This is a genomic window from Embleya scabrispora DSM 41855, assembly GCF_000372745.1.
GTDB lineage: Bacteria > Actinomycetota > Actinomycetes > Streptomycetales > Streptomycetaceae > Embleya > Embleya scabrispora.
Genome location: NZ_KB889680.1, coordinates 33,534 through 56,750 on the forward strand (window position 1 = coordinate 33,534; position 23,217 = coordinate 56,750).

The 23,217-nt window shown below is 72.2% G+C and carries 14 protein-coding genes and 1 pseudogene; 7 read left to right on the forward strand and 8 right to left on the reverse strand.

Annotation, left to right across the window (positions count from 1 at the left end; all coding sequences use genetic code 11):
* Positions 1-368: 368 nt before the first annotated feature.
* Entirely contained in the window at positions 369-1,667 is a 1,299-nt protein-coding gene (locus A3IC_RS0129280; protein ID WP_020553634.1) for an NAD(P)/FAD-dependent oxidoreductase, read from the forward strand.
* Positions 1,668-1,858: 191 nt separating this feature from the next.
* A complete protein-coding gene (locus tag A3IC_RS57180; protein WP_245599633.1) occupies positions 1,859-3,892 on the forward strand; it encodes a S9 family peptidase in 2,034 nt (677 codons plus the stop codon).
* A 160-nt stretch (positions 3,893-4,052) separates the two neighbouring features.
* On the opposite strand, the gene A3IC_RS0129290 is transcribed toward A3IC_RS57180, so the two are convergent.
* Positions 4,053-5,177, reverse strand: a complete 1,125-nt coding sequence (locus A3IC_RS0129290) for a glycerophosphodiester phosphodiesterase (RefSeq protein WP_040877342.1) — start codon at positions 5,175-5,177, stop codon at positions 4,053-4,055.
* A 334-nt stretch (positions 5,178-5,511) separates the two neighbouring features.
* Positions 5,512-6,612, reverse strand: coding sequence for a saccharopine dehydrogenase NADP-binding domain-containing protein (locus A3IC_RS0129295; protein WP_020553637.1), 1,101 nt, complete (start codon positions 6,610-6,612; stop codon positions 5,512-5,514).
* 578 nt (positions 6,613-7,190) lie between these two features.
* On the opposite strand from A3IC_RS0129295, the gene A3IC_RS0129300 reads away from it, so the two are divergent.
* On the forward strand, positions 7,191-8,591 hold the full coding sequence (locus A3IC_RS0129300; protein ID WP_020553638.1) for a M1 family metallopeptidase: 1,401 nt from the start codon (positions 7,191-7,193) through the stop codon (positions 8,589-8,591).
* A 131-nt stretch (positions 8,592-8,722) separates the two neighbouring features.
* Positions 8,723-9,070: pseudogene (locus A3IC_RS57185) on the forward strand (HAD family hydrolase); the annotation flags it as partial.
* Positions 9,071-9,180: 110 nt separating this feature from the next.
* Here the strand turns inward: A3IC_RS57185 and A3IC_RS0129310 are convergent.
* Positions 9,181-9,642 (reverse strand): hypothetical protein, encoded by a 462-nt coding sequence (locus A3IC_RS0129310; RefSeq protein ID WP_020553640.1) that lies wholly within the window; start codon positions 9,640-9,642, stop codon positions 9,181-9,183.
* Between the two features lie 180 nt (positions 9,643-9,822).
* Here A3IC_RS0129310 and A3IC_RS57190 point away from each other — a divergent pair, with 180 nt between their 5' ends.
* The 3 genes from A3IC_RS57190 to A3IC_RS57195 all read left to right on the forward strand — a co-directional run bounded on the left by A3IC_RS57190 (position 9,823) and on the right by A3IC_RS57195 (position 12,774).
* Complete coding sequence (locus A3IC_RS57190) at positions 9,823-10,503, forward strand: SigE family RNA polymerase sigma factor (RefSeq protein ID WP_020553641.1); 681 nt, start codon at positions 9,823-9,825, stop codon at positions 10,501-10,503.
* A gap of 11 nt (positions 10,504-10,514) precedes the next feature.
* Positions 10,515-11,441: a hypothetical protein gene (locus A3IC_RS0129320; RefSeq protein ID WP_020553642.1), complete on the forward strand. Its 927-nt coding sequence runs from the start codon at positions 10,515-10,517 to the stop codon at positions 11,439-11,441.
* Between the two features lie 850 nt (positions 11,442-12,291).
* Positions 12,292-12,774: a winged helix-turn-helix domain-containing protein gene (locus A3IC_RS57195; RefSeq protein WP_079026755.1), complete on the forward strand. Its 483-nt coding sequence runs from the start codon at positions 12,292-12,294 to the stop codon at positions 12,772-12,774.
* Between the two features lie 51 nt (positions 12,775-12,825).
* Here the strand turns inward: A3IC_RS57195 and A3IC_RS0129330 are convergent, their stop codons facing one another.
* Genes A3IC_RS0129330 through A3IC_RS57205 form a run of 5 tightly spaced genes read right to left on the reverse strand, consistent with a single transcriptional unit; the run spans position 12,826 to position 23,206 of the window.
* Positions 12,826-14,196: a condensation domain-containing protein gene (locus A3IC_RS0129330; protein WP_020553644.1), complete on the reverse strand. Its 1,371-nt coding sequence runs from the start codon at positions 14,194-14,196 to the stop codon at positions 12,826-12,828.
* Positions 14,193-17,279: a non-ribosomal peptide synthetase gene (locus A3IC_RS62810; RefSeq protein WP_052173866.1), complete on the reverse strand. Its 3,087-nt coding sequence runs from the start codon at positions 17,277-17,279 to the stop codon at positions 14,193-14,195. The genes A3IC_RS0129330 and A3IC_RS62810 overlap by 4 nt, the downstream gene beginning before the upstream one ends.
* A gap of 52 nt (positions 17,280-17,331) precedes the next feature.
* Positions 17,332-20,751: a phosphopantetheine-binding protein gene (locus A3IC_RS72660; protein ID WP_020553646.1), complete on the reverse strand. Its 3,420-nt coding sequence runs from the start codon at positions 20,749-20,751 to the stop codon at positions 17,332-17,334.
* Positions 20,748-22,154, reverse strand: a complete 1,407-nt coding sequence (locus A3IC_RS0129345; protein ID WP_020553647.1) for a condensation domain-containing protein — start codon at positions 22,152-22,154, stop codon at positions 20,748-20,750. The genes A3IC_RS72660 and A3IC_RS0129345 overlap by 4 nt, the downstream gene beginning before the upstream one ends.
* On the reverse strand, positions 22,151-23,206 hold the full coding sequence (locus A3IC_RS57205; RefSeq protein ID WP_020553648.1) for a threonine aldolase family protein: 1,056 nt from the start codon (positions 23,204-23,206) through the stop codon (positions 22,151-22,153). Before A3IC_RS57205 ends, A3IC_RS0129345 begins: the two co-directional genes overlap by 4 nt.
* Between the last annotated feature and the right edge of the window lie 11 nt (positions 23,207-23,217).

Sequence of the window (23,217 nt, forward strand, 5' to 3'; positions counted from 1 at the left end):
AGGATGCTCCGCTCCATGTCCGCAACATTGCTCGACATCAAGATATCTTGCGGCGGATCCCTGCGCGTCGCGGCCCCGGGCCCGGGGATTCGGCGAGCCGGCCCGCCCGGGCGGTGCACGCACAGCGGCGCGGCGGTGCGCCGGGCCGTACGTCGTCGGCGTGGTCGGGCAGCGCGCGCGGGCCCTCCTCGACGGCCGCGCGGATCGGCGCGTGACGCGACGATTGTCGGATCGACGGGCCGTGATCCGCGACCACGGTCGGGTGCTCCGGAGCGGGTCGGCGGTCAGACTGGACGGGTGACGCGGACCGGGGCACCCCACCGGGCACTCCCTCCGTGTGGTGCCGCATCGCCAGGGAGGAAACCCGGATGAACACGGATGTCGTGGTGGTCGGAGCCGGAGTGATCGGCGCGTCGATCGCGCTGGAGCTGGCCCGTTCGGGGCGGCGGGTGCTGGTGCTGGACAAGGCCGGCGGAGTCGGCCTGGGCTCCACCGGTGCCTCCAGCGCGATCATCCGATTCAACTTCTCCACGCACGCCGGGGTGGCCGCGTCGTGGGAGGCGCAGTTCTGCTGGCGGGCCTGGCGTGACCACCTGGGCTGCGACGTCGGCGACCGGGTCCGCTTCGAGCGCAGCGGCCTGGCGCTGCTCGACGTGGACGCCGCGCCGCGCGGGGCCTACCTGCCGCTGTTCGACGCGGTCGGGGTGCCCTACGAGGAGTGGGACGCGGACACGTTGGCGGCCAGGATTCCCGGTCTGGACGCCGGTCGACACTGGCCGCCCCGGCGGCTGGACGACGAGCGCTTCTGGGCGGAGCCGACCGGCACGCTCGGCGCGGTGTTCACCCCGGACGCGGGCTATATCAGCGATCCGCAGTTGGCGGCACAGAACCTGGCCGTCGCGGCGGAGCGGCACGGGGCCGAGTTCCGGTTCCGCCGAACCGTGGCGGCGGTCGAGTCGGCCGGCGACCGGGTACGCGCGGTGATCCTGGACGACGGCACCAGGGTGGACTGCGCGATCGTGGTCAACGCGGCCGGGCCCTGGTCCGGTCGGGTGAACGAACTCGCGGGAGTGGGCAGCGACTTCACCATCAAGGTGCGGCCACTGCGGCAGGAGGTCGGGCACCTGACGGCGCCGCCGGGCTACAACCGGGACGGTGCGGCCGGGATTGCCGTGGCGGACCTGGATCTGGGGGTCTACATCCGCGGCGAGGTGGGCGGCGGAGTGCTGGTCGGCGGGACCGAGCCGGAGTGCGACCCGCTCCAGTGGCTCGACGACCCGGACGCCGCGAACCCGAACCCGACACCGGACGTCTTCGAGGCGCAGGTGACCCGGGCGGCCCGGCGGCTGACCGGGCTGGCGGTACCCAACCGTCCGCGCGGCATCGTCGGGGTGTACGACGCCGCCGACGATTGGACGCCGATCTACGACCGGACCGCACTCGACGGCTTCTACGTGGCGATGGGAACGAGCGGCAACCAGTTCAAGAACGCCCCGTTGGTGGGCCAGTTGATGGCCACGCTGATCGACCGGGTGGAGAGCGGGGCCGATCACGACGCGGATCCGGTGCGGTTCGTCGGCCGGCACACCGGCGAGACGATCGACCTGGGCGCGTTCTCCCGCCGGCGCCCGGTGAACACGGCCAGCTCGGGGACGGTGATGGGCTGACGTTGGTGCGTTGGTGCGTTGGTGCGTTGGTGCGTTGGTGCGTTGGTGCGTCGGTGTCGTTCGTGTGTCGCGCCGCCCGTTGCCGCGTTGCTCGCCGCGTGCCGTCCGTTGCCGGTTCCCGGTGAGATTCCTCGTATCGCGTTTCGGCGGGACGCCTCGTCGTGCGCGTCCGTCATCGAATGGAGATCGCGTTGACTCCCGAACACTTCGAAACCGTCGAACAACACTTCCGGCGGCTGCACGAGCCCGCTTTCGGCGCGGCGCACGCGGCGGCCGACCCGAGCATCCGACCGGACGGAACGGCGGTCGCCTTCACCGGTTCCGTGTTCACCGAACTGGTTGGCCAAGCCGTTACTCGGGTATGTCTGGCCGAGGCGGGCGGAGTTCGTATCCTGACCGAAGGCGCGGGCAGCCAACGCATGCCCCGGTTCTCGCCGGACGGGACACTGCTCGCCCACCTTTCGGACGCCGAGCGCCCGGGCGACTTCCAACTCGACGTGCTCGACGTGGCCACCGGGACGAGCGTGTGGCGGCCTCGGGTGCCCGGCACGGTGGAATACCTGAGCTGGTCGCCGGACGGTTCGGCGCTGTTGCTCGGCGTGGCCGGGTACGGCGCGGACCTCGCGGGCGGGCAGGGCTCCGGGACGACCGCGTCCGGGCCCGGGGAGGTGCCCGACTGGGCGCCGGTGGTCGATACGAACTCGCCCGAACGCGGCGCCCGTTCGATCTGGATCGCGGAGCCGGCCGCGGGTCCGCGGAGCTGGGTGCTGCGGCAGGTGAGCGGTCCCGGGACGAACGTGTGGGAGGCGTGTTGGGCGGGCTCCGACGCGCTGGTCTGCGTGACGAGCCCGGGGGCGGGTGAGGAGTCCTGGTACACCGCGGACCTGCGGCGGATCGCGCGGGCCGACGGGACGCAGACGGTACTGTGCACCGGTGAGCGGCAGTTCGGTGTGCCGTCCGCGTCGCCGTCGGGCCGGACGGTGGCCGTGGTGGAGGCGCTGTGCTCGGATCGCCAGGTGGTCGCCGGCGATCTGGTGCTGATCACGGTGGATGCGACGGGGTCCGCCGCGGATTCGGTGCGGATCGACACGAACGGCGTCGACGTCACCTCGACCGGCTGGCTCGACGAGGACCGGCTCGGGTGGACCGGGATACGCGGGCTCGACACGGTGGTCGGGGAGTACGAGCGGACCTCGGGCAAGGTCACCGAGCTCTGGCAAGGCGTCGATACCTTCGGTGGTCGCTATCCCGAACTCTCCTTCTCCACGCACGGGCACGCCGGCGTCCGGCACGGCTACGACCGCTACCCGGAACTGGTGATCGTGCGGGGCGACTCCGTCCACACGATCGCGTCACTGGCCCACCCGGGCGCGGACTACCTGAGCGCGATCGCGGGCACCGCCGAGGCGGTGACCTGGACCGCGCCCGACGGCCTGGAGATCCAGGGCATCCTGTGCCGGCCGGCGGGTCCCGGGCCGTTTCCGCTGGTGACCCATCTGCACGGCGGCCCGGTCTGGGGCTTTCGGAGCAGCTGGTCGATGGCCTTCCAGGGCACGCCGCTGCTGGTCGGTCGCGGGTACGCGGTGCTGCATCCCAACCCGCGCGGCAGCGCCGGGCGCGGACAACGCTTCGTCGAGGCGGTGTTCGGCGACATGGGCGGCTCGGACACGCAGGATGTACTGTCCGGGATCGACGCGATGATCGCCCGGGGCATCGCCGATCCGGATCGGCTCGGCTTGATGGGCGGCTCGTACGGCGGGTTCATGTCGGCATGGTTGATCACCCAGGACGAGCGGTTCGCGGCGGCGGCGCCGACCGCGCCGGTCACCGACTGGATCTCGCAGCACCACACCTCGAACATCCCGCACTTCGACCGGATCTTCCTGGCCGACGAGCCGCTCTCCTACACCGGCCGCTACGTCGAGCGCAGCCCGCTGCGCTTCGCGGCGCAGGTGCGCACGCCCACTCTGCTGACGGCGGGCGCACTGGATCGATGCACCCCCGCCGGGCAGGCCATGGAGTTCCACCGCGCGCTGGTCGAGTCCGGCGTGGAGTCGACCCTCGTGGTGTATCCGCAGGAGGGCCACGGGGTACGGGCCTTCCCGGCCCTGATCGACCACTGTGCCCGCGTTCTGGGTTGGTTCGAACGACACATGGCGCCTGCTTCGGCGGGCGATGGCGCGGTGCCGGCCCAGGGCTCCGGGGCGGGGGGCGCGGCGGGCTGAAATGCGTTGCGGGGTACCGCTGTTGGGCCGAAGACGCGGGAAGGGCCCCGGAAACGCCCGTGCGGCTCGGCACGGCCCAAGAAGGGCCCGCCACGCGTGGGCGAGGCGGGCCCTTCGGGGTCAGCGGTATGAGGGTCCCTGTTCGGACCCGGGGCGTGTGTCAGGCCGCCGGCAGGCCGGCGCGGGCGGCGACGGCGGTGTCGGGCTGGTCGGCGAAGACGCCGTCCAGGCCGAGGCCGTAGAAGAGTTCGTACTCGGATGTGATGTCGCCGCGCGCGTTCGGGTCGGCGCCGAGCCGGAAGTCCAGTGGGAGGAACTGGTTCTCCGCGCGGAACGTCCAGGCGTGCACGATCAGTCCGGCACGGTGCGCGTCCCGGATCACCGAGGTCGGGGCGAGCAACTTGCCCGCGGCGTCACGCGGGACGATCAAATTCTTGTTGGTGCCGATGCCGTCCGCGTAGGTGCCGATCCACTTCAGGTTCTCCGGCTTGACCAGGTCCTGGTAGGTGCGCGGGTCGTTCGCCACCGCGAGGTCGTAAGGGCGGCCGGTCGCGTCGAGCAGTTGCACGAGCTTGACGTCGATCATCCGGTTCAGCTTGCGCAGGTTCGTGGTCTCGAAGGACTGGATGTACACCTTGTCCTTGCGGCCGGAGAGCCGGTTGTGCTTGAGCGTCTGCACCAGGGGCTCCTCCAGCGGCAGCCCGATCGACTGGAAGTAGGTCGGGTGCTTGGTCTCCGGGTACACGCCGATCGTGCGGTTCACCCGCCGGCCCTCGGTCCGGGCCAGGTCCAGCACCTCCTGGAGGGTGGGCACCTCGAACCTGCCGTCGAAGGCGGTGTTCGTGGGCCGCACCTGCGGCAGCCGCTCCTTGGCCCGCAGCGTCTTGAGTTCGGCGAGGGTCAAGTCCTCGGTGAACCAACCGGTGACCGGGGTCCCGTCGATGGTCTTGGTGGTCCTGCGCGCGGCGAACTCCGGATGCGTGGCGATGTCCGTGGTGCCGGAGATCTCGTTCTCGTGCCGGGCGACCAGCACCCCGTCCTTGGTCGAGACCAGGTCGGGTTCGATGTAGTCGGCGCCCAGCCGGATCGCCAGGCGGTAGCTCTCCAGGGTGTGCTCGGGCCGGTATCCACTGGCACCGCGGTGGCCGATCACGATCGGGTGGGCCGAGGGACGCGACGAGGCGCGGGACGTGTCGTCCTGGGCCGCGGCGGCGGGTACCGCGACCAGGGTCGCCAGCAGCACGCCGGCCACACCGAGCGCGGGAAGGATACGTCGCAACGCCATCTCCTGTTCGTCCGGACGCGGCGAAACCGCGCGGGAGCACGAATCGTGCAAGCACGCCGAGTCAACCCGGATCGCACGATGCCCCGCCAGGACGAACCCGTGGCCCATTGATGAACCTCCGGGAAACGCGGGGAGGCCGCGTCTTGTTGGTGGGGCTGGGCGGGGCCTCGGGGTGCGGCGGGGCCGCGGCGGGAGTGCCGCGTCGGGGCGCTGCGTTGTTGCCCGGCCGGACCGGGGCCGACCCCCGTACGGTCCCGGTCCAGCCTTCGGGACGGCCCGTGTCCCGGTTCGCGACGTGCTTCGTGCCCGATCCGCGCCGCCGTTCGCGACCCGGTCAGTGGGCCGGGGTCTCCGCCGGGAGTTCGGTGAAGGTCTCGAATCGGGTCAGGTGTTCCGGGGCGAGCGCGCGCAGGAAGCTCTCCGCGGCGAACGCCTGGCCGGCCGCGACCGCGCCGGTCGCGGTGTGCGCTCCGGCGAGGACGCGCTCGACGGCCTCCACCACGATCGGCGCGGTCACCGCGTAGATGTCGCGCCCGGCGACCACCGCGCGCCGCTCCCGGCCGCCGCGGCGGACGACCGCCTCGACGAGATAGGTCTGCGCCGATCGGCCCTGCTCGTCGGCGGCCGAGGGCGCCGGGGTGGCCGGGTCGCGGATGTCCGTCAGCGGCGCGAGGTTCATCACCGCGCGGACCTCCGGAGTGTCCAGGTGACGCGGGATGGTCACCTGGTCGGCGGTGGCGAACTCGTTGATCTGCTGCTTCCCGAACGGCGCCGGGAACTCCCAGTCGGAGACCTCGGTCGAGTAGGAGAACGGGCTCAACCGACCCTTGGTGAACACGAGATGACGTCCCGCGTTGGTCTCACCGGTGAGCCGGGTGCCCGCGGTCGGCAGCCAACTGTCCAGCCCGAAGGCGATGGTGATCTCGTCCGCGTTCGGCCAATCGCCCATGGCCACGGTGGCCAGCAGGTCACCCAGCCCGCCGTAGAAGGCCATCGACGGCGCAAGCACGAGCCCCTTCTGCGCCGCCTGCTCGGACCGGGTGTCGAACAAGGCTGCCGTGGCGGCCTGTTCCGCGGCCACGTCCAGGTAGTGCGCACCCGCGCGGATGGCCGCATCGGCCACCGGGAGCGTGGTCTCCGAGAACGGGCCCGCGCAGTTCACGACCGCCGCGACGCCGGCGAACGCACGATCCAGCGCCTCGGCGTCATCGGCGGCGGCGACCCACCGCGGCGCGTCCGGGTACTCGGCGCCGATCTCGTCGAGCTTCGCCCCATCCCGGCCGACGAGCACCACGGCCCGGCCTCTGCGGTGCAACTCCGCGACCACGAAGCGCGCCGTGTGCCCGTAGGCCCCGTAGACGGCGACCGGGCGAGCCGAGGAGGTGGGTGAAGTCTCGGTGGCGGCAAACGGGTTCGAGGCGCTGTTCTCGGTCATCGTTTCTCTCTCTGGAACCGGGCGCCCGGCCGACGGTGCGGCCGGGCGGAAAGGAGTACGTGTCCATGATCCGTTGGCGCCCCGACCCCCACCAGCGTCTGAAACGACAAGGCCCGTACAGTTTCGGACACGCACCGGCGCCACCATGCGCCGACGCTTCACCCACAGTCGCGGGGTGGGCCGATCGTCACCCGGATGATTACCCGGAGCTGGTTCATCGCCTGGGAGTTCGACCGTAGAGTGATTGCCGGCGCGGGCTCGTGTTCGCGTGCCTTGTGCCGCTTTGACCGTGCCCTGTCCCCGACTTGCCACCGCGTCGTTCGCCTTTCACCCCTCGTCCCCTCGTCCGCTCGTCCCTTCGCCTCCTCGTCTTTGCGTTGCCTGAGCTGTCGTTCGTCCGTTCTTCCCCTGTCCGACCCCTCGCCGGGTCGGATTCGTGCGTCCTGTCGTGTCGCGTCGCTGCCGGGTCTTTGGCCGAGGTGCGCGGGCTCGATGCGCGGACCCGGCGACGCGTTGATCGTGCGCCGCCGGATCCGCCGTCACTTCGGAATTCAGCCACGACACAGGAGGCCCACGCCTTGGCTTCGAAGTTCGCCCGCCCCGTTCTCGCTCTCGTAGCGACCCCCGCACTCGCCGCCCTGCTGGTCGGCGCCGCCACCTCGGGAGGCGCTGCGACGCCCGGCGCCCCGGGCGCGGGCGACCCGTACTTCCCGCTGTCCGGCAACGGCGGGTACCACGTCGTCCACTACGGTCTCGACCTCGACTACACGCCCACGACCAGACGGCTCGAAGGCACCGCCGACCTCGCCGTCACGACGACGCGCAAGCTCAGCTCGTTCAACCTCGACCTGTCCGGGCTGACCGTGGACAGCGTGCGGATCGACGGCAGGCGGGCGGCGTTCAGTCGCGACGGCGCCGAACTCACGGTCACCCCGGCGCATGCGCTGGACAAGGGCCGCAGGTTCCATGTCGTGGTCACCTACTCGGGTGTACCGGAGTACGTGACCGACCCCGACGGCTCGCCCGACGGGTGGATCATCCAGCCGGACGGCTCGGTCTTCGTGGCCAATGAACCGCAGGGTGCGATGACCTGGTTCCCGAGCAACAGCCACCCGAGTGACAAGTCCACGTACGACGTCAAGGTGACCGTTCCCGACGGCTGGACCGCGGTGTCCAACGGCCGACTCCGCGACCAGCGCAGCCGGGCCGGCAAGACCACCTTCTCGTGGTCCGAGTCCAAGCCGATGGCCGCCTACCTGGCGACCGCGAGCATCGGCAAGTTCCAGGTCGAGCAGTACGTGACCAGGAGCGGCCTGCCGATCTACAACGCCGTGGCGCCGAGCCAGGCGGCGGCGGCCAAGCCGGTCCTGGACCAACTGCCCGCCGTGATCGAATGGGAGAGCGGGTTGTTCGGCCGCTACCCGTTCGAGGCGGCCGGCTCCATCGTCGAGGACGCGCCCGACGTCGGCTACGCGTTGGAGACGCAGACCCGACCGATCTACGACCGGGCCCCGGACATCGGAACGCTCGTCCACGAGACGGCGCACCAGTGGTTCGGCGACTCGGTCACGCCGACCAAGTGGCAGGACATCTGGCTGAACGAGGGCTTCGCCACGTACGCCGAGTGGCTCTGGGCCGCCGAGCACGGCGGGCTCAGCACCGCTGACCAGTTCGCCGCCGACTACGCGCTGCCGGCCACCGACTCGCTGTGGGCCTTCCCGGCCGGCGACCCCGGCGACGGTGGCCACATCTTCGCCAAGCCGCCCTACGAGCGCGGCGCCATGGTGCTGGAGAAGCTCCGCCAGACCGTCGGCGACCGAGCCTTCTTCACCATCCTCAAAACCTGGGCCGGCGACCACCGCTACGACCACGGCGACTCCGCGCAGTTCATCGCCCTCAGCAAGCGAATCTCCGGCAAAAACCTCGACGCCCTCTTCGCCACATGGCTCTACGGCCAGGGCAAACCGGCAACCCCGTAACCCGACCCGCTCCCGCCGACCTCACCACATTCGGTGAGGTCGGCGAAGCGACTCACCCCACACCGTCGGAGCCCCCGGATCGGCACCGAACTCGCCACGTTCCAGTGCACGCACGTCCCGAGCCCCGGTCGACCTCGAACTACGAGCACCGGGTGCGCGGGCGGTTTGCCCGGACCGGGCTACCGGTTCCGGGCGTGCTCGTGGATGCCGCCGCAGTCGCGGAAGGCAAGCCGTCACCGGTTCCTTACCTGCTTGCAGCCGAACGACTTGGCGCCAGGCCGGAGGACTGCCTGGTCGTTGAGGACGCCCCATCCGGAGTCGAGTCCGGACTGCGGGCCGGCATGACGGTATGGGGAGTCAACGCCTCGGTCCCGGTGGACGGCGTGCACCGCCACTTCGCGAGCCTGTACGAGGCAGTGCCTGACATCCTCGCCTTCACGAGGGACTCGCACCGGGACTCTACGGTCCAAGTGCCCTGACTGAGAACGAATCGACGATCGCCGCGCTCGGCTCGGCATTGCGGCCCTCCCGTCGGCGAAGCCGATCCCGGAGCCGATCGTGCGGGTCGTCGACGGGGCGGGCAATCTCCTCACATGCCCTCAAGCCGTTCATGGAGTTCCTCGGCGAATCGTGTCCGGTAGACGCCGTGGACGATGGCTTCGGGAGACTGGTAGCCCCTGTGCTCAGGGTCCGAGACATCCCCGTCCCACGGCGCCACGCCTTCCGGAAGCAGCGGAGCCCGGCCCAGATACATCCGAGCGACTTCTTCCAGCCGTAGTTCTCCCACAACCACCGAGTTCCACAGCCCGTAGCCCTGCCCGACCACCCACATGCACAGATCTTCGGTGCCGTCTTCGGACCAGACGTCCCCGTCCACGCTCACACCTTCCGAGAAGTCGGCCAGCGATTCCGCCGCGGACTCGTATGCGAGCGCGAAGGCTTCAAGCACCTCCCGCGACTGGGACTCCAACCACAACTCCAGGGCGGACAGACGCGGTCGTGTCGCTTCCAGGACCTCCCAGAACCAATCGGAAACATGATCCGGTCCCATCTCGGCTCCTGTGTCGACGGCTGCGGTACTCGCCCGACCGTACAGCGCGTACAGCGTGATGGATTCCCCTGTTTCGGGTGCGCCCGTCGAAGAAGCCGGGTGGGACTGCAACCTTTGGGGCCGCTCGCGGGCTACTACAGGCGACAAGTCTTCGGTGGTACGCGGCGGAACGGGGAGCGGATGGACAGGGCCGAGAGGCACCGCGGGCGCGCGCAGGGCGCGGCGGGCAAACCGGGTGTCGACGAAGACGAGGCCGAGTTCAAGGAGTTCGTGCTCGGCGCACGCACCCGGTTGTTGCGGACCGCCTACCTGCTCACAGGTGATCACCACCGCGCCGAGGATCTGGTGCAGACCGCTCTGATCCGGGTCTACAAGCGCTGGCGTCGCATCGATCGCACCATGGGTGCCGAGGCGTATACGCGGCGGATCGTGGTCAATCTGCACAACTCGTGGTGGCGGCGCAAGTCCTCGCGCGAGCAGAGCCGGGCCGAACTGCCCGAGGGGGTGGCACGCAACGCGCATGCCCTGGTCGAGTTGCACACCGACATGTGGGCCGCGCTGGCGACGCTGTCACCGCGTACGCGGGCGGTGTTGGTCCTTCGCTACTACGAGGACCTGCCCGAGGCGGAGGTCGCCCACATCCTCGGCAGCCCGATCGGCACCGTGAAGAGCCAACACGCCCGTGGCCTGGCCCGGTTGCGCGCCGTGCTCGCGACGGAGCGGCCGGAGTCGGCCGAGCCGACGGCCTCGGCCTCGGAGCCGATCCGGGCCGAGTCGCCCCGCCCGACGGACGGCCGGACCGGATCCGGGTCCGGGTCCGAAGCCGGCGCCGTGTCCGCACGGACCATCGCACACACCTGAGGAGGAACGAGATGGATGACAACAGCACTGCGCCGGACCCGGTCGTCACGCGTTTGACGGCCACTCTTCGGGCGCACGCGGACACGGTCGAGCCCGCCCACTCGGTGTACGAGAGCCTGCGGAGGGACATCGGGCGGGCCCGGCGGCGCCGGCTGGCGGCGTGCGCGGCGGGCGTCGCGACCATCGCCGTCGCCGGCGGCATCGCCTTCACGTCGAGCGGTGCGAGCCTCGGCGAGGGCTCGGCCGCGAGTCACCGGCAGGCTCCGTGGAGCGCGTGCAGGACGGATGAGACCGGGCGGGTCATGCCCACCGGCGCCACGAAAGCCCTGTTGGCGCGGGCGATCAAGGACTACGGACCGGCCGAGGGCCGCGACTCGGCCCAGCGGAAACTGCTGGAAGTCATCGTGTGCCAGGTGGACTACTGGGCGCACGGCAGCGACGGGCTGGGCTTTCGGGTGATGTGGCGAGGCACCTTCGCGTCCGGCGCGACCGGCGTGGTCCTGCGCGTCACCCGAGGGACCGACACCGTCGACTTCGTCAACACGAGCTACGGCAAACGCAGTCATCCCGCCGTTCCGGTCGAGCGGGCGAACGAGCCGTCCTGGTTGGTCCTGGAGGTGAGCCGGACGGTATGGGAGACCTGGGCTCCTCCCGGTTCCACCGTCGAGTTGTACGACCGGACGACGAACCGCCTGATCGCCTCCGGGACGGCGAACGACAAGGGCTACGCGGCGATCTTCCCGGACCGGCCGGTCGACCCGGCGGCGCAGACGAGGATGGTCACCGTGTTTCCGTCCGGTGTTCGCAAGGACGGGCCGCTGCCATGGACCTACGGTGACCCCGAGGAGTGCCGAGTCCTGTTCCGGACCCCCGTATGCGACCCGATCGGCCCGGTGGCCCCGACGCGGCCGGAACACGCGCCCGCCGCCCGGGGGTAGCCCTGCCGACCTCCGCATCGACCCGGTGCGAAAAGGGAGTTCGCGCCGGGTCGGGTCGATCCGGGTCGCCGGGTGGAATGCGACGGGAGAGGAGGTGGGGAATTCCGGGGGCGGCTCAGGCGCCGAGTGGCCAATCGAGGCCCGTCGGCTTCGGGACGGGCGGATCCGGCGTTCCGCAACTCGTTCGTCGGTCCGGGGATTTCGCTGCGTGGGTGGCCGGCGGACACGGTGTGACCGGCGGTGCAATTCCGCTCGGGAAATACCGCCGCGAGTGCTCGGTGCGGGTTGCGTCGAGCGAATTGTGTTTAGCATCATGGCAGCGGGACAGATTGTGTCACAGTCGACGGGTGACGCGGCGTCGGCGGTACGGCATGATCGGCGCGACGGTGGACCCGGTTCCCGTACGAGTCTCGGAGCCGAGGAAAAACGGTTGGTCTCGGCTTCGAATCGGGTCGGGCAGTAGGCGAGTCGGCCGTGCGGAACCCTGCTGTGGGCGAGTCCTGCCCGCGCTGTCACGGGGACGGGGCCGCCGACCGGTGGATGCGGCGCGGTAGCGGGCATGGGCGCGGAACGACACGGCATCGAATACATATACAAATATCAGGTTTGCGTGGTGAGGTGCGGCGCACGGCAGGCGGACGTATTCGTGGATTACGAATACCGGTCCCATATGCGAAGGTGCCCGAGTTCGGATGCGTCGATACCCGAAGGTTCGCCGACAGCCGTGGGTGAATGATGTGCGGAGCCGACTTCACCGCTCGTGAGCCCGTAATTTCCATGAGCATTCCGAAATGGTGATCATGTGGAAGTCAAGGTTTTACGGTGGCCATCCGAGGCGGAAAAGCGCGCGATGTGCAGGTCGAGGGGATTGCCCTGCCTGCTGGTCCTGGAGGGTCATGGGGTGTCGGTGCCCACGGGACTGAACGTCCTGGAGGACTGGGTGAGGCCACCGATCAGCCGGGAGGACTTCGGGGCGCGCCGTGCCGCACTCGCGGCCAGGGCCCAGGCGGGCGCACTACCCTGCATCGACCGTGAGGGCGTGCTGCGCTTCGGCGGACGCAGACTGTCGTTGTCGCCGGCGGAGGCGGATCTGATGCGCGTTCTGGTGGAGTCGTTCCAGGAGGTCGTGTCTCGGGAAAGCCTGGTCCGCCGGGTATGGCCGGGCGACTGTGCGCAGCGGCGCAACGCCTTGGATCTGCGCATACTGCGACTGCGCCGACGCATCGGCTCCCTGCACTTGTCCATCCGCACGGCCTGGGGACGCGGGTATCTCCTCGACATCCACGACCCGCGGGAAGGCGACCTCGTCTGGGCGGGCGCCGACGGGCACTGACGACCCACCACGCATCGCGCGCATCGGTAGGACGTGTACCCGCTCGGCCGCTCAGCCGGTGGCCCGGGACAGCGCCGCCAGTCGGGCGTGCAGCATCCCGGTCAACTCCGTAGCGGCCTCGCGGGACACGTCCGCCGGTCGATAGGCCAGGGCACCCGCCGGCCCGCGACCCGGCCGGATGCCCAACTCCAGGCTCAAGGACGTCTTCGCGTAGCCGAAATCCACGTCCTCGACGCCGAGACAACCCGGCAGGGACGCCGTCCCGTCCTCCTCGTCCAGGGTCAGCCGCACCCGGATGTCCTGGTCCAGGGTCGCGTCGGCACCGGTGAGGGCGGCCAGGACGCGCTCGAAGGGCGCGTCACCGTCGCCCAACGCCGCCGTCAGCCCGTCCCGGGCCCGCCGGATCGACTCGACGCCCCCCGCCACCGATCGCGCCGGGACCCGGACGACCAGCGTGTTGGCCAAGTCCGCCAACACGCCGCCCAGTTCCGGTCGGTGGCGACCCGAGGTGCAACACCCCACCAGGGTCTCCGGGCGGTCGTGAAACTCGGCCACCACCGAGCCCCAGGCCGCCAACAACACGGCGAACAGGCTCGATCCGGTCGACCGCGCCAGGCGGTCGAGTCCGCGGCCGGTCGCACCGTCGATCCGCACCGGTATCCGCGCCCCCGCCCGGTCCCCCGAGTCGGGCAGATCGAGCGGTACGGATCCCGCCAAGCGAGCGGTGCTGCGGTCGAGTTGCTGCCGGATCACCCCCGAGACCAGGCTGTGCCGCTGCCAGTGGGCCACGTCGCGCGGCCGCAACCGGCCGGACACCGGCACCCCGTACAACGCCGGCAGCAGCACCGTACGCAGCCCGTACCGATCACACGCGATGTCGTGCGCCACCACCGTCAGCAACACCGCCGCCGGGCGCGCGTCCAGCACCCGCACCCGCACCGGCGGCCGATCCAGCCGGAACGGCGATCGCCCGTCCCGCAGGGCCAGTTGCCCGGCCGCCCGGAAGGCGTGCGCCGGATCCGGCGAGGCCGCGACGACCCGCTCCACCGGTATGTCGTCGGCCTCGTGGACGCGCACCCGCACGCCGGCCGACCCGGCCGCGACGTAGGAGCCGCGCAGGGTCTCGTAGGACTCGATCGCCCGACGCACGGCCCGCATCACCTGCTCGGGCGCGCGGTCCGGCGGAAAGCCGCACACCAGGCCGACGTGATGGAAGTCGCCGTCGTCGCCGTCGCGATGGGCCCGCCACAACGACTCCTGCTTCACCGTGACCTCGGCCGGCTCCGCCTCGACCCGCTCGGGGCCGCCGTCCAGGTGGTGCAGGAGCCCCTGTTCGGCCAGGCGCGCGGTCAACAGTTCACGCTTGGCCGGCGACAGCGCCGCCATCCGCGCGCGCAGGTCCGCGCCGGTGTCCGCGCTCACGGGCCCGTCTCCCGCACCTCGTCCTCCGCCGGACCCGCGATCTCGGCGACCAGCGCGGCCACGCTCCGCTCACCCTCGCGGTATCGGTCGATGGCGGCGGCCAGGTCCGCGACGGCGCTGGACTCCAGCCACGTGCGCAGCGGCAGGCGAACCCCGAACCGGCTGCGGACGGCGGCGATCACCCGAGTCGCGAGCAGCGAATTGCCGCCCACGGCGAAGAAGTCGTCGAGCACGCCGACGCTCGGCACGCGCAATACCTCCTGCCAGATCCGCGCGACCTCCCGCTCGGTGTCGGTGCGCGGCGCCACACCGGCGGTCAACCGCTCGTCGATGCTGCGCTGCGGGGCGGGCAACGCCTTACGGTCGATCTTGCCGGTGTGCCCGAGTGGGAACGCGGAGAGCAGCGAGATCGAGGTCGGCACCATGTAGCCGGGCATCCGTGCGGCGAGGAAGGCGCGCAGTTCGGCCACGTCCAGGTCGTCCGAACGTGGCACGACGTAGCCGGCGAGACTGCGTTCGCTGCCGTCGCCCCACGGGACGACCAGGCACTCGCGGACCCCGGGGTGTTCGGCGATCTCCGCCTCCACCTCGTGCGGTTCGATCCGGATGCCGCGCACCTTCACCTGATGGTCGCTGCGGCCCAGGAAGTGCAGGTTGCCGTCCGGCAACAGGGTCGCCACGTCTCCCGTGCGATACAGCCTTGCCCCGCCGCCCGCGAACGGGTCGGGCAGGAACCGGTCGGCGGTCAGGCCCGGACGGCCGTGGTAGCCGCGCGTGACGCTCTCGCCACCGATGTACACCTCCCCGCGCGCGCCGAACGGCACCGGCTCCAGATGCCGGTCCAACACGTACGTCGTCTCGTTGTTCATCGGCCGCCCCGACCGCACGAACGGCAGCCCGCTCTTTCGGGGCACCACGTGGAAGGTGGAGTCGATGGAGACCTCGGTGACGCCGTACAGGTTGATCAGGTCCGCGTCCAGCGTCGCGTGGAATCGCTCGGCGAGCGTGGGCGGGATCGGCTCACCGCTGGCGAAGACGAAACGCAGCGACGTGCACGCGGCGGCGTCCTCGGCGGTGAGGAACGTCTGGAGCATCGCCGGGACGAAGTGCAGGGTGGCGACGCGTTCGGTGCGGACCAACTCGGTGAAGCGGTTGAGGTCCAAATGCAGCCTCGGTGGTGCGAGCACGGCCCGCGCACCGACGAACAGCGGCCAGAACAGTTCCCATACGGCGGCGTCGAAGCTGTACGCGGTCCACTGCAACGCGGCCTCGTCCGGCTCGAGTTCGTACAGTCGACTGATCCACCGGACGAAGTTGACCGCGCCGCCGTGCTGGACGAGTACGCCCTTGGGACGACCGGTGGAGCCCGAGGTGTACATCACGTAGGCGAGGTTGTCCGGAGCCACCCCCGTGTGCGGTCGATCGCACGGGTGATGGCCCCACGCCTGCGGCTCGTCCAGGACGACCGGGTTGCGCGCCCGAGGCAACAACCCGAGCAGGTGCCGCTGCACGAGCAGCACCGGACAGTCCAGGTCCTCGGCCAGGTAGGTCAGCCGGTCCGGCGGGAACGAGGGGTCCAGCGGGGCGTAGGCGCCACCCGCCTTGAGGATCGCCAGGATGGCCACGTTGAGCTCGAACCCGGGCTCGGCGCACAGGCCCACGATGGTGTCGGGCCGGACGCCGAGGTCGATCAGGTGGTGCGCCAGGCGGTTCGCCGCGCGATCCGCCTCGGCGTAGCTCATCGACTCGCCCTCGTGCACCAGGGCGGGGCGGTCCGGAGTGCGGTCCACCTGGTCCTCGACGTGCCGGTGCAGGCACCTGTCGCGCGGATGGTCCACCGCCGTGTCGTTGTGTGCGTTCAGTGCCGCCCACTCGGTCGCGTCGACCAGGGGGAGCCGGCTCATCGGGGTGTCGGGCGCGGCGGCGGCTCCGGTGAGCACGGCCGCGGTACAGCGCAGCAGCCGCTCCACCCGCTCGGCGTCGGCGACCTCCGGGGCGTGCCGGGCCACCAGGGTCAGCGTCGCACCGTCGTCCTCGACGCCGACGACGAGCGCCGGCCCGGCCGGCTCCGGTGCCGGCACGGACGCGTCGTCGCGCGCGTCGACCACCGAGTCGTACAGCGCCGGGCCGCGTTCCGCGCCGGAGAGTTCGTGCAACACCGCGCCCGGGAGCTGCCCGTGGGCGCGGGCCCGTTCCATCCACTCCGACAACCGGGCGATCCACGCCGCGGCGGGCGTGTCGTCCAGCCGTACGGGAGTGGGCAGGGTGCGTTCGAAGGGGCTCAGGCACGCGCGCAGGGCGGGGGGCCGGGTGTCGACCGACAAGCCGATCACGGCGAGTGGTTCGCCGCGGAACCTGGCCACCACCGAGGCCCACGCGGCGGCGACCACCCGCAGCTTGCACGAGTGCGCGGTCGCGGCCAGTGCCCGGACCGCGACGGTCGCGGGAGCGGACAGCGCGACCCGCACCGTGCCGGGCTCGCGCCCGCGGCGGGCGGCGGGTTCGGGAAACAGCGGCGTGATGCCGTCGACGTCGGCGAGCGAGCACCGCCAGAACTCGGTCGCCTCGGCCTGCTCCGCCGGGTCCGGACGGAGCAGGAGGTCGTTCGGCCGATCCACCGGTTGCTCGCCGCGCACCAGGGCCGCCAGGTCGCTCAGGAGCAGGTGTGCGCCCAACTCGTCGACCAGCAGCGGATGGTAGGTCAGTACCGCCTCACGGGTCGCGTCCGACCACGAGAGTCGGCCGAGCGCACCGGCCGGCCCCGGTGGCAACCCGCGCCGGGGCTGCTCGTCGGCGGCACGGTCGTGCCCCGCCGGGTCGCCGGCCCGGTCGTTTGCCGCCGGGTCGTCGGCCCGCACGAACGGCGGCGCGATGCCCGTCCGGACGAGCGCGGGCTGTGCCTGCGACCAGTCGACAGCGATCGCCAACTCCGGCCGCAAGGCCATGAGTTCGAGCCAGGCCCGGTGCACGTCGGCGGCCGCCGCGTCGGCCAGGGTGAGGTGGGCCCGGCGGTCGGGCCCGCGCGCGGAGTCGTCCAGGGCCGCCGCGACGAGCACGTCCTGCCGGGCGGGGGAGAGGGGCACGCGGTCGGGAACGGAGCGGCCGTCTGCGGGTGTTACCACTGCCACGGTGACCTCACGAGAGTCGATTCGGGTCGATCGGATCCGTCTTCGCCGTGCCGTGCGGTGCCTGCTCCGACGGATGTCGCGCTGCGGGGCCGGACGGGTGCGGCGGTACGGGCCCCGGTGCGTCGTCGGGGGCCTCCTCGACGGTGGTGAGCAGTGCGTCGATGGTGTCCAGGTCCCGGGACTCGACGGCACGCACACGCTCGATCGACTCGGCGAGCCGGCGCAGCGTGGGGGCCGCGAACACGTCGGCCGGCGCGACATCGACCCCGTGGGTCGCGCGCACCCGGGCCAGGACCTGAATCAACTGGAGGGAGGTGCCGCCGAGTCCGAAGAAGTTGTCGTCGCGGCCCACCCGGGGTACACCCAGGACCGGGACCAGGACGTCCGCCGCCAGGGCCCGCTCCGTGTCGGTCGCGGGCGGCGTGTACGGGCGGGAGTCGAACCGGGCGCCGCGTTCGGCGGCGGCCCGGGCGGCGTGGTCGAGTTCGGCGCCGGCGGGTATCCCCGGTGCACCGTCGTGGACGCCGTCGCCCTCGACCACGAGTACACATTCGGGTACGGCGACGGCCGGCAGGTCGTGACGCAACAGGTCGACCAGGTCCTCCGGTGACGGGTCCCGCGCGGCGGACGTGTGGATCGCCGCGTACGGACGCTCGGCCCGGCCCCAGTCGAGCGGCTGGACACCGGCCGCGGCCGGCCGGCCACCGCGTCGCGCGAGCGCTGCCGCGAGATCCTCGACCAGGATCGAGCGCCCACGCGCACACACCCGGTCCTCGGGCAGACGGACCAGGCGCAGCGTGCCGCCGGCGCCGACCCGGACCAGCGCGCGCGTGTTCACCACCCGGCCGCCGGTGCCGGCCGGATCGGGACGGAAGTCGTCGGCGCAGGCGGCCGGTTCGTCGAGGTAGGCCGCGCCGGGATCCACTCGGGCCCAGAGTGTCCCGGTGCCGCCGACGGGCACGGCCATCAGGTCGTCGTTGAGCACGTGGTACGGCGCCGGGCAGGTCGGGCCGTGCGGGTCCGGGCCGGTCAGCACGGCGTCCGGGGCCGCCGCGGCCCACCAGCGGCGCCGCGGTGCGGCATCGTCCCGCTCGCCCGGCGACGCGGGCTCGGTGAGCCGGCGATACGAGGCGCGCAGGTCCAACAGGTGCACCGGGACGGACTCGGCGAACGCGCCGGCCAGTTCCGCCACCGTGGCCCCGGCCTCGGCCAGTACGTCGAAGCGCGCGTCGACCGTCCCGTGGGTGGGCGGCAGCAGCGTGGCGCCGGAGCAGGCGGCGGCGAGCACGCACACGGCCGCGTCCTCGCCGCCCCAGTCGAAGTCGGGTGCGAACACGTCCGAGGCGGACAGCCCTGAAGCCTCGGCGTGCCGAACCGCGGCGCGCAGCAGTGCCGATGAGGGGATCCGCAGCACGCGTGGCGACGGATACGCCCGCAGGCCGACCAGGAGTGCGCCCGGGGTGTCCTCGGGCCGGCGGGCGGAGGCCGTGGGTGGCTTTCGGTCGGCGGTCGCGATCTCGGTGATCGTGCCGTCCGGGAACAGCTCGAACCGGGCATGGGCCGCGCCCGCCACCCGATCCGACCACGTCGGCGGGTCCTCGGCGCAGCGCACCAGCACGTCCGCTCCGAAGCCGAGCGCGGCGGGCAGTGCGACGGCGCAGGCGGCGGAGTCGTCGGCGTGCAGCACGACCGCGTCACCGACACGTACGCCGGCCCCGGCCAGCGCCTCCCGGAACCCGCGCACGGCCGCCGCGACCCGCGCGCCCGTCAGAGGGCCGCCCGGCGCACGGATCACCACGTCGTCCGGGGCTCGGCCGGCCCAGCCGGCGAAGACGTCGACACGGCCGAAGGCGCCTTCCCGGGCGGTCGCGGTCGCGGGTGTGACGTCAGCGCGCGGTGGGGGCTCGGCGCCCGTTGCCGGATCCGCCACAGCGCCCGGGGCGGGTCGCGTGACGACTCCCGCGTCCGGATCCGCTACGGCGTGCGATGCCGGTTCCGCCACGGCTCCCGCCGTCGGATCCGCCGTGTCGCCAGGTGCCGGTTCCGCCACGGCTCCCGCCGTCGGTTCCGCCGTGCCGGCCGCTGCCGGCGGCGCCACAGCCCCCGCGGCCCGATCCGCCTCGCCTCCCGGAGCCGGCTCCCACGTGGTGCTCGCCGCCGGGTCCAGGAAGTGCGCGACCAGTGCCGTGAGGGCGTCGACCGTGGACCGGTCGAAGAGATCGGGATCGTATTCGGCGAGCAGTTCGGCCGCCCCGCTCGCATCGCCGGCCAGCACCAGTTCGAGGTCGTACATCGGCACGGGCGAGGGCATCAGCCGGATCCGGGCCTGACCGCCGCCCAGCCGCGGTGCCGGCAGGGACACGGCGTCCAGGCCCACCGGGAGCAGCGGTTCCGCCCCCCATGTGGGCGGTGGCGCGTCGGCGAGCGCGGCGATCGGCAACGGCTCGCGTACGGACGCGGCAACCGCCTCCCGGGCGCGAGTGGTCAGCGAGGCCGCGTCCACGCCACCGACGATCGGCAACGCCAGTACGCCGGCCGTGCCGAGCCGCCCCACCAGGTTCGCGGTCTGCGGCGTGTGCCGGCCGGGATCGTCCAGGCCCAGCCGCAGCGGCGACGCCGCGCCGAACCTGCGCAGGGCCGCCCCCACCGCGGCCACCAGCGCGACCGGCGGGTCGGCGGGCGCGGGTGCCGGCCGGCGCAGCGCGGCACCGGCCGCGGACGGCGGCCCGGCGACGGGCGACCGGTCGTAGGGCAGCAGCGAGGGCTGCGCCGGTCCCAGCCGGGCGGCGGCCGTGGGGAGCAGGTCGGCCAGGCGCTCCGGGGTGAATCGACGACGATGCCAGTACGCGTGGTCCGCGACGTCGAACCCGCCCGTCACCGGCACCGCACCGTCCTCGTAGGCGCGCGCGACGGCGGCCAGGAGCAGCCCCACGGAGGTGCGGTCGACGCAATGCCGGGCCACGGCGAGCGACAGCGCGCTGCCCGCGTCGCACGTGGTGACCGCCGCCCGGCACAGCGGACCGTGCCGAGGATCGAACGGCCGACTCCACGCGGGTTCGTCCGGCGAATCGTGCCAACCCACCCGGGCACCTCGACCCGGCGTCTGCACGAGGCTGCCCCCGCGTTCGCCGACCAGCAGGTCCAGTGCCGGCGTTGCCGCCGCGACGGACTCGACTGCGGCGCGCAGTCGTTCGTGGTCGAGCCGATGCGCGGTCTCCAGGCGGGCCGCGACCGCCATCCGGGCCAGGTCCGGCACCGCCGACGCGGCCGTGTACAGCCACTCCTGATCCAGCGTGAGCGGCACCTCGGCGCCCTCGGGGCGGGGCTCGGTGAACTCCCGGCCGCGCGCCCGGTGGTCGATCCGGCGCAGCACGGACCGCAGGGCCCGGCGGCGGTCCTGTGGCGTCAACCTTCCCGGCCCGGTCATCCGAGGTCTTCCCCCTTCAGGGTGTCGAGGATCCGCCGCCGCTCGGCCGGGGTCATCCAGGCCACATCGCGCACGGCACGATCGGGCCGACTCACCGCCCAGTCGAGGAACACGCCCAGTCGGGCGGCCAGATCCGCGCCGGTGGCGTCGTCGAACAGGGTCCTGCTGTAGTCGAGGCGCAGCATCGGCCGGGGCCCGCCGAGCAGGAACGTGGCGTTCAGGTCGAACCGACTCAGCTCGTACTCGGGCGCCACGAACTCGCACTCCAGACCGTCGAGTTCCAGCGACGGTGGGGCGTCCACTCCGGAGCAGAAGGCGCGGAAGAGCGGATTGCGGTCGTTGCGCCGATCCGGGCCCAGGGCGCGGACCAACTCCTCGAAGGGCAACGCCTGATGGGCCAGCGCGTCGGCCAGTGTCCGATGGGTACGGCGCACCAGCTCGACGAACGGCTCGTCCGGACGCAGCGCCGAACGCAGACACAGCGTGTTGACGAAGCAGCCGATCAGCGGCTCCAGGGCCAGATCCGTGCGCCCGCTGACGGGGGTGCCCACCACGAAGTCCCGCTGACCGCTGTAGCGGCCGAGCACCGCGAACCACGCGGCCAACGCGACGGCGAACGAACTCGTCCCGGCCCGCGCGGCCACCGCACGCAGGCGCTGCACGGTCGCGGGGGACACCTCGTGCTGCACGGTGCCCACGGCCCCGCCGACCCCGTGTCCGGGCCGGTCGGTGGGCAGTTCCAACTCCTGTACGCCCGCCAGCGCGGTGCGCCAGTGTCGCAGCAGCGACTCGCGTTCGCGTTCCAGCGTTTCCCGCTCCCACCAGGCGTAGTCGCTGTAGGAGACCTTCGGTGCGGGCAGTTCCGGCACGCCGCCTCGACCCAGGTCCTCGGCGAGTTCGCGCAGCAGGATCGCGGTGGACCAGCCGTCGAAGGCGAGGTGATGCAGGGTCAGGACCAGCACGACCGCACCGTCCGCGTCGCCGAGGGCGGCCAGCCGGACCCGCAGCGGGGGTTCGTGTTCCAGATCGAAGACGTGCCGCAGTTCCTCGGTCGCCGTCGCGACGGCGCGCTCCATCGGGTCGGTGCCGGGCGCGGCGGGCCGATGGTCCACGGTGGGCGGACCGTCGGCCGGCACACGCTGCACCGGCGGCCCGTCGGCACGCGGCTCGACGACGGTGCGCAGCGGCTCGTGTCGGCGCACGAGGCGGTGGATCGCGCCGACGAGCGCGTCGACGTCGGGTCTGCCGCGAAGCAGCAGCGCGACCTGGAGGTTGTACTCGGCCGTCGGCCGCCTGCTGGTGTGCACGAACCACAGCCGGGCCTGCGCGGTCGACAGCGGCGCGGGACGCTTGGCGACGGGGACGACCGGGGTCCGGGGCGGGGCCGAGTCGGGGGCGCTCATCCGGGCACCGCCGATCCGAGCAGCGTGCCCGCTGCCCGGGCGGCGGCGGCCACGGCCCGTTGCACGCCCGCGTCCGACACGTCCCGGTGGGTGACGAACCTGACCACGCCCGGGATCACCTCCGTGACCAGGACACCGTGTTCGCCCAGCGCTGCCACGAAGGGGGCAGCCGTGTCGCCGATCGGCAGCGTCACGATGTTGGTGCGCGGCGGATCCGGCGCCGCCCACTCGGGCAGCACCTCCCGTAATCCGCCCGCGAGTTCGGCCGCGCGCCGGTGATCGGCGGCGAGTTCGTCGATCCCGTCCAGCGCGATCGAGCCGGCCGCGGCCATGATGCCGACCTGCCGCAATGTCGCGCCGAGGCGACGCCGGACGTCGGCCGCGCGCACCCGCACCTCGCCCGTGCAGCACAACAGCGAACCCATCGGCGCGCCCAGGCCCTTGTACAGGGAGAACGTCAGGGTGTCGCACAGTGCTCCGACGGCGGCGGGCGCATACCCGCCCGCCAGGCACGCGTTGAACAGCCGGGCGCCGTCGCAGTGCACCGGGACCCCGGCCGCGCGGCAGGCCGTCGAGACCTCGCGCAGGCGATCCAGGTCCCATACCGAACCACCGCTCGCGCTGTGCGTGTTCTCCACCGCGACCATGCCGGTGCGCGGGGCCCGCCAATCGTGGCGATCGAGCAATTCGGCGATGTGCTCGACCCCGAACATCCCCCGGTGCCCCCGGATCGGGCCGAGCTGGACGCCGGCGAGGCCGGAGGTGGAGTGCGACTCCCAGCGGACCAGGTCGGAGTCCGCCTCCGCGAGCACCTCGTGGCCGGGCGGGACCAGCGCCATCACCGCCGCCAGATTGGCCATCGTGCCGCCCACCACGAACAGCGCGTCCTCGGTGCCGATCAGCCGCGCGGCCCGCTCCTCCAGGGCACGTACGGTGGGATCCTCGCCGTAGAAGTCGTCGCCGACCCGGGCCGTGGCCATGGCCTCGCGCATTCGCGCGGTCGGTAGGGTCACCGTGTCCGAGCGCAGATCCACGGGCGCGGAATTGCTCACCGGAAGCCTCC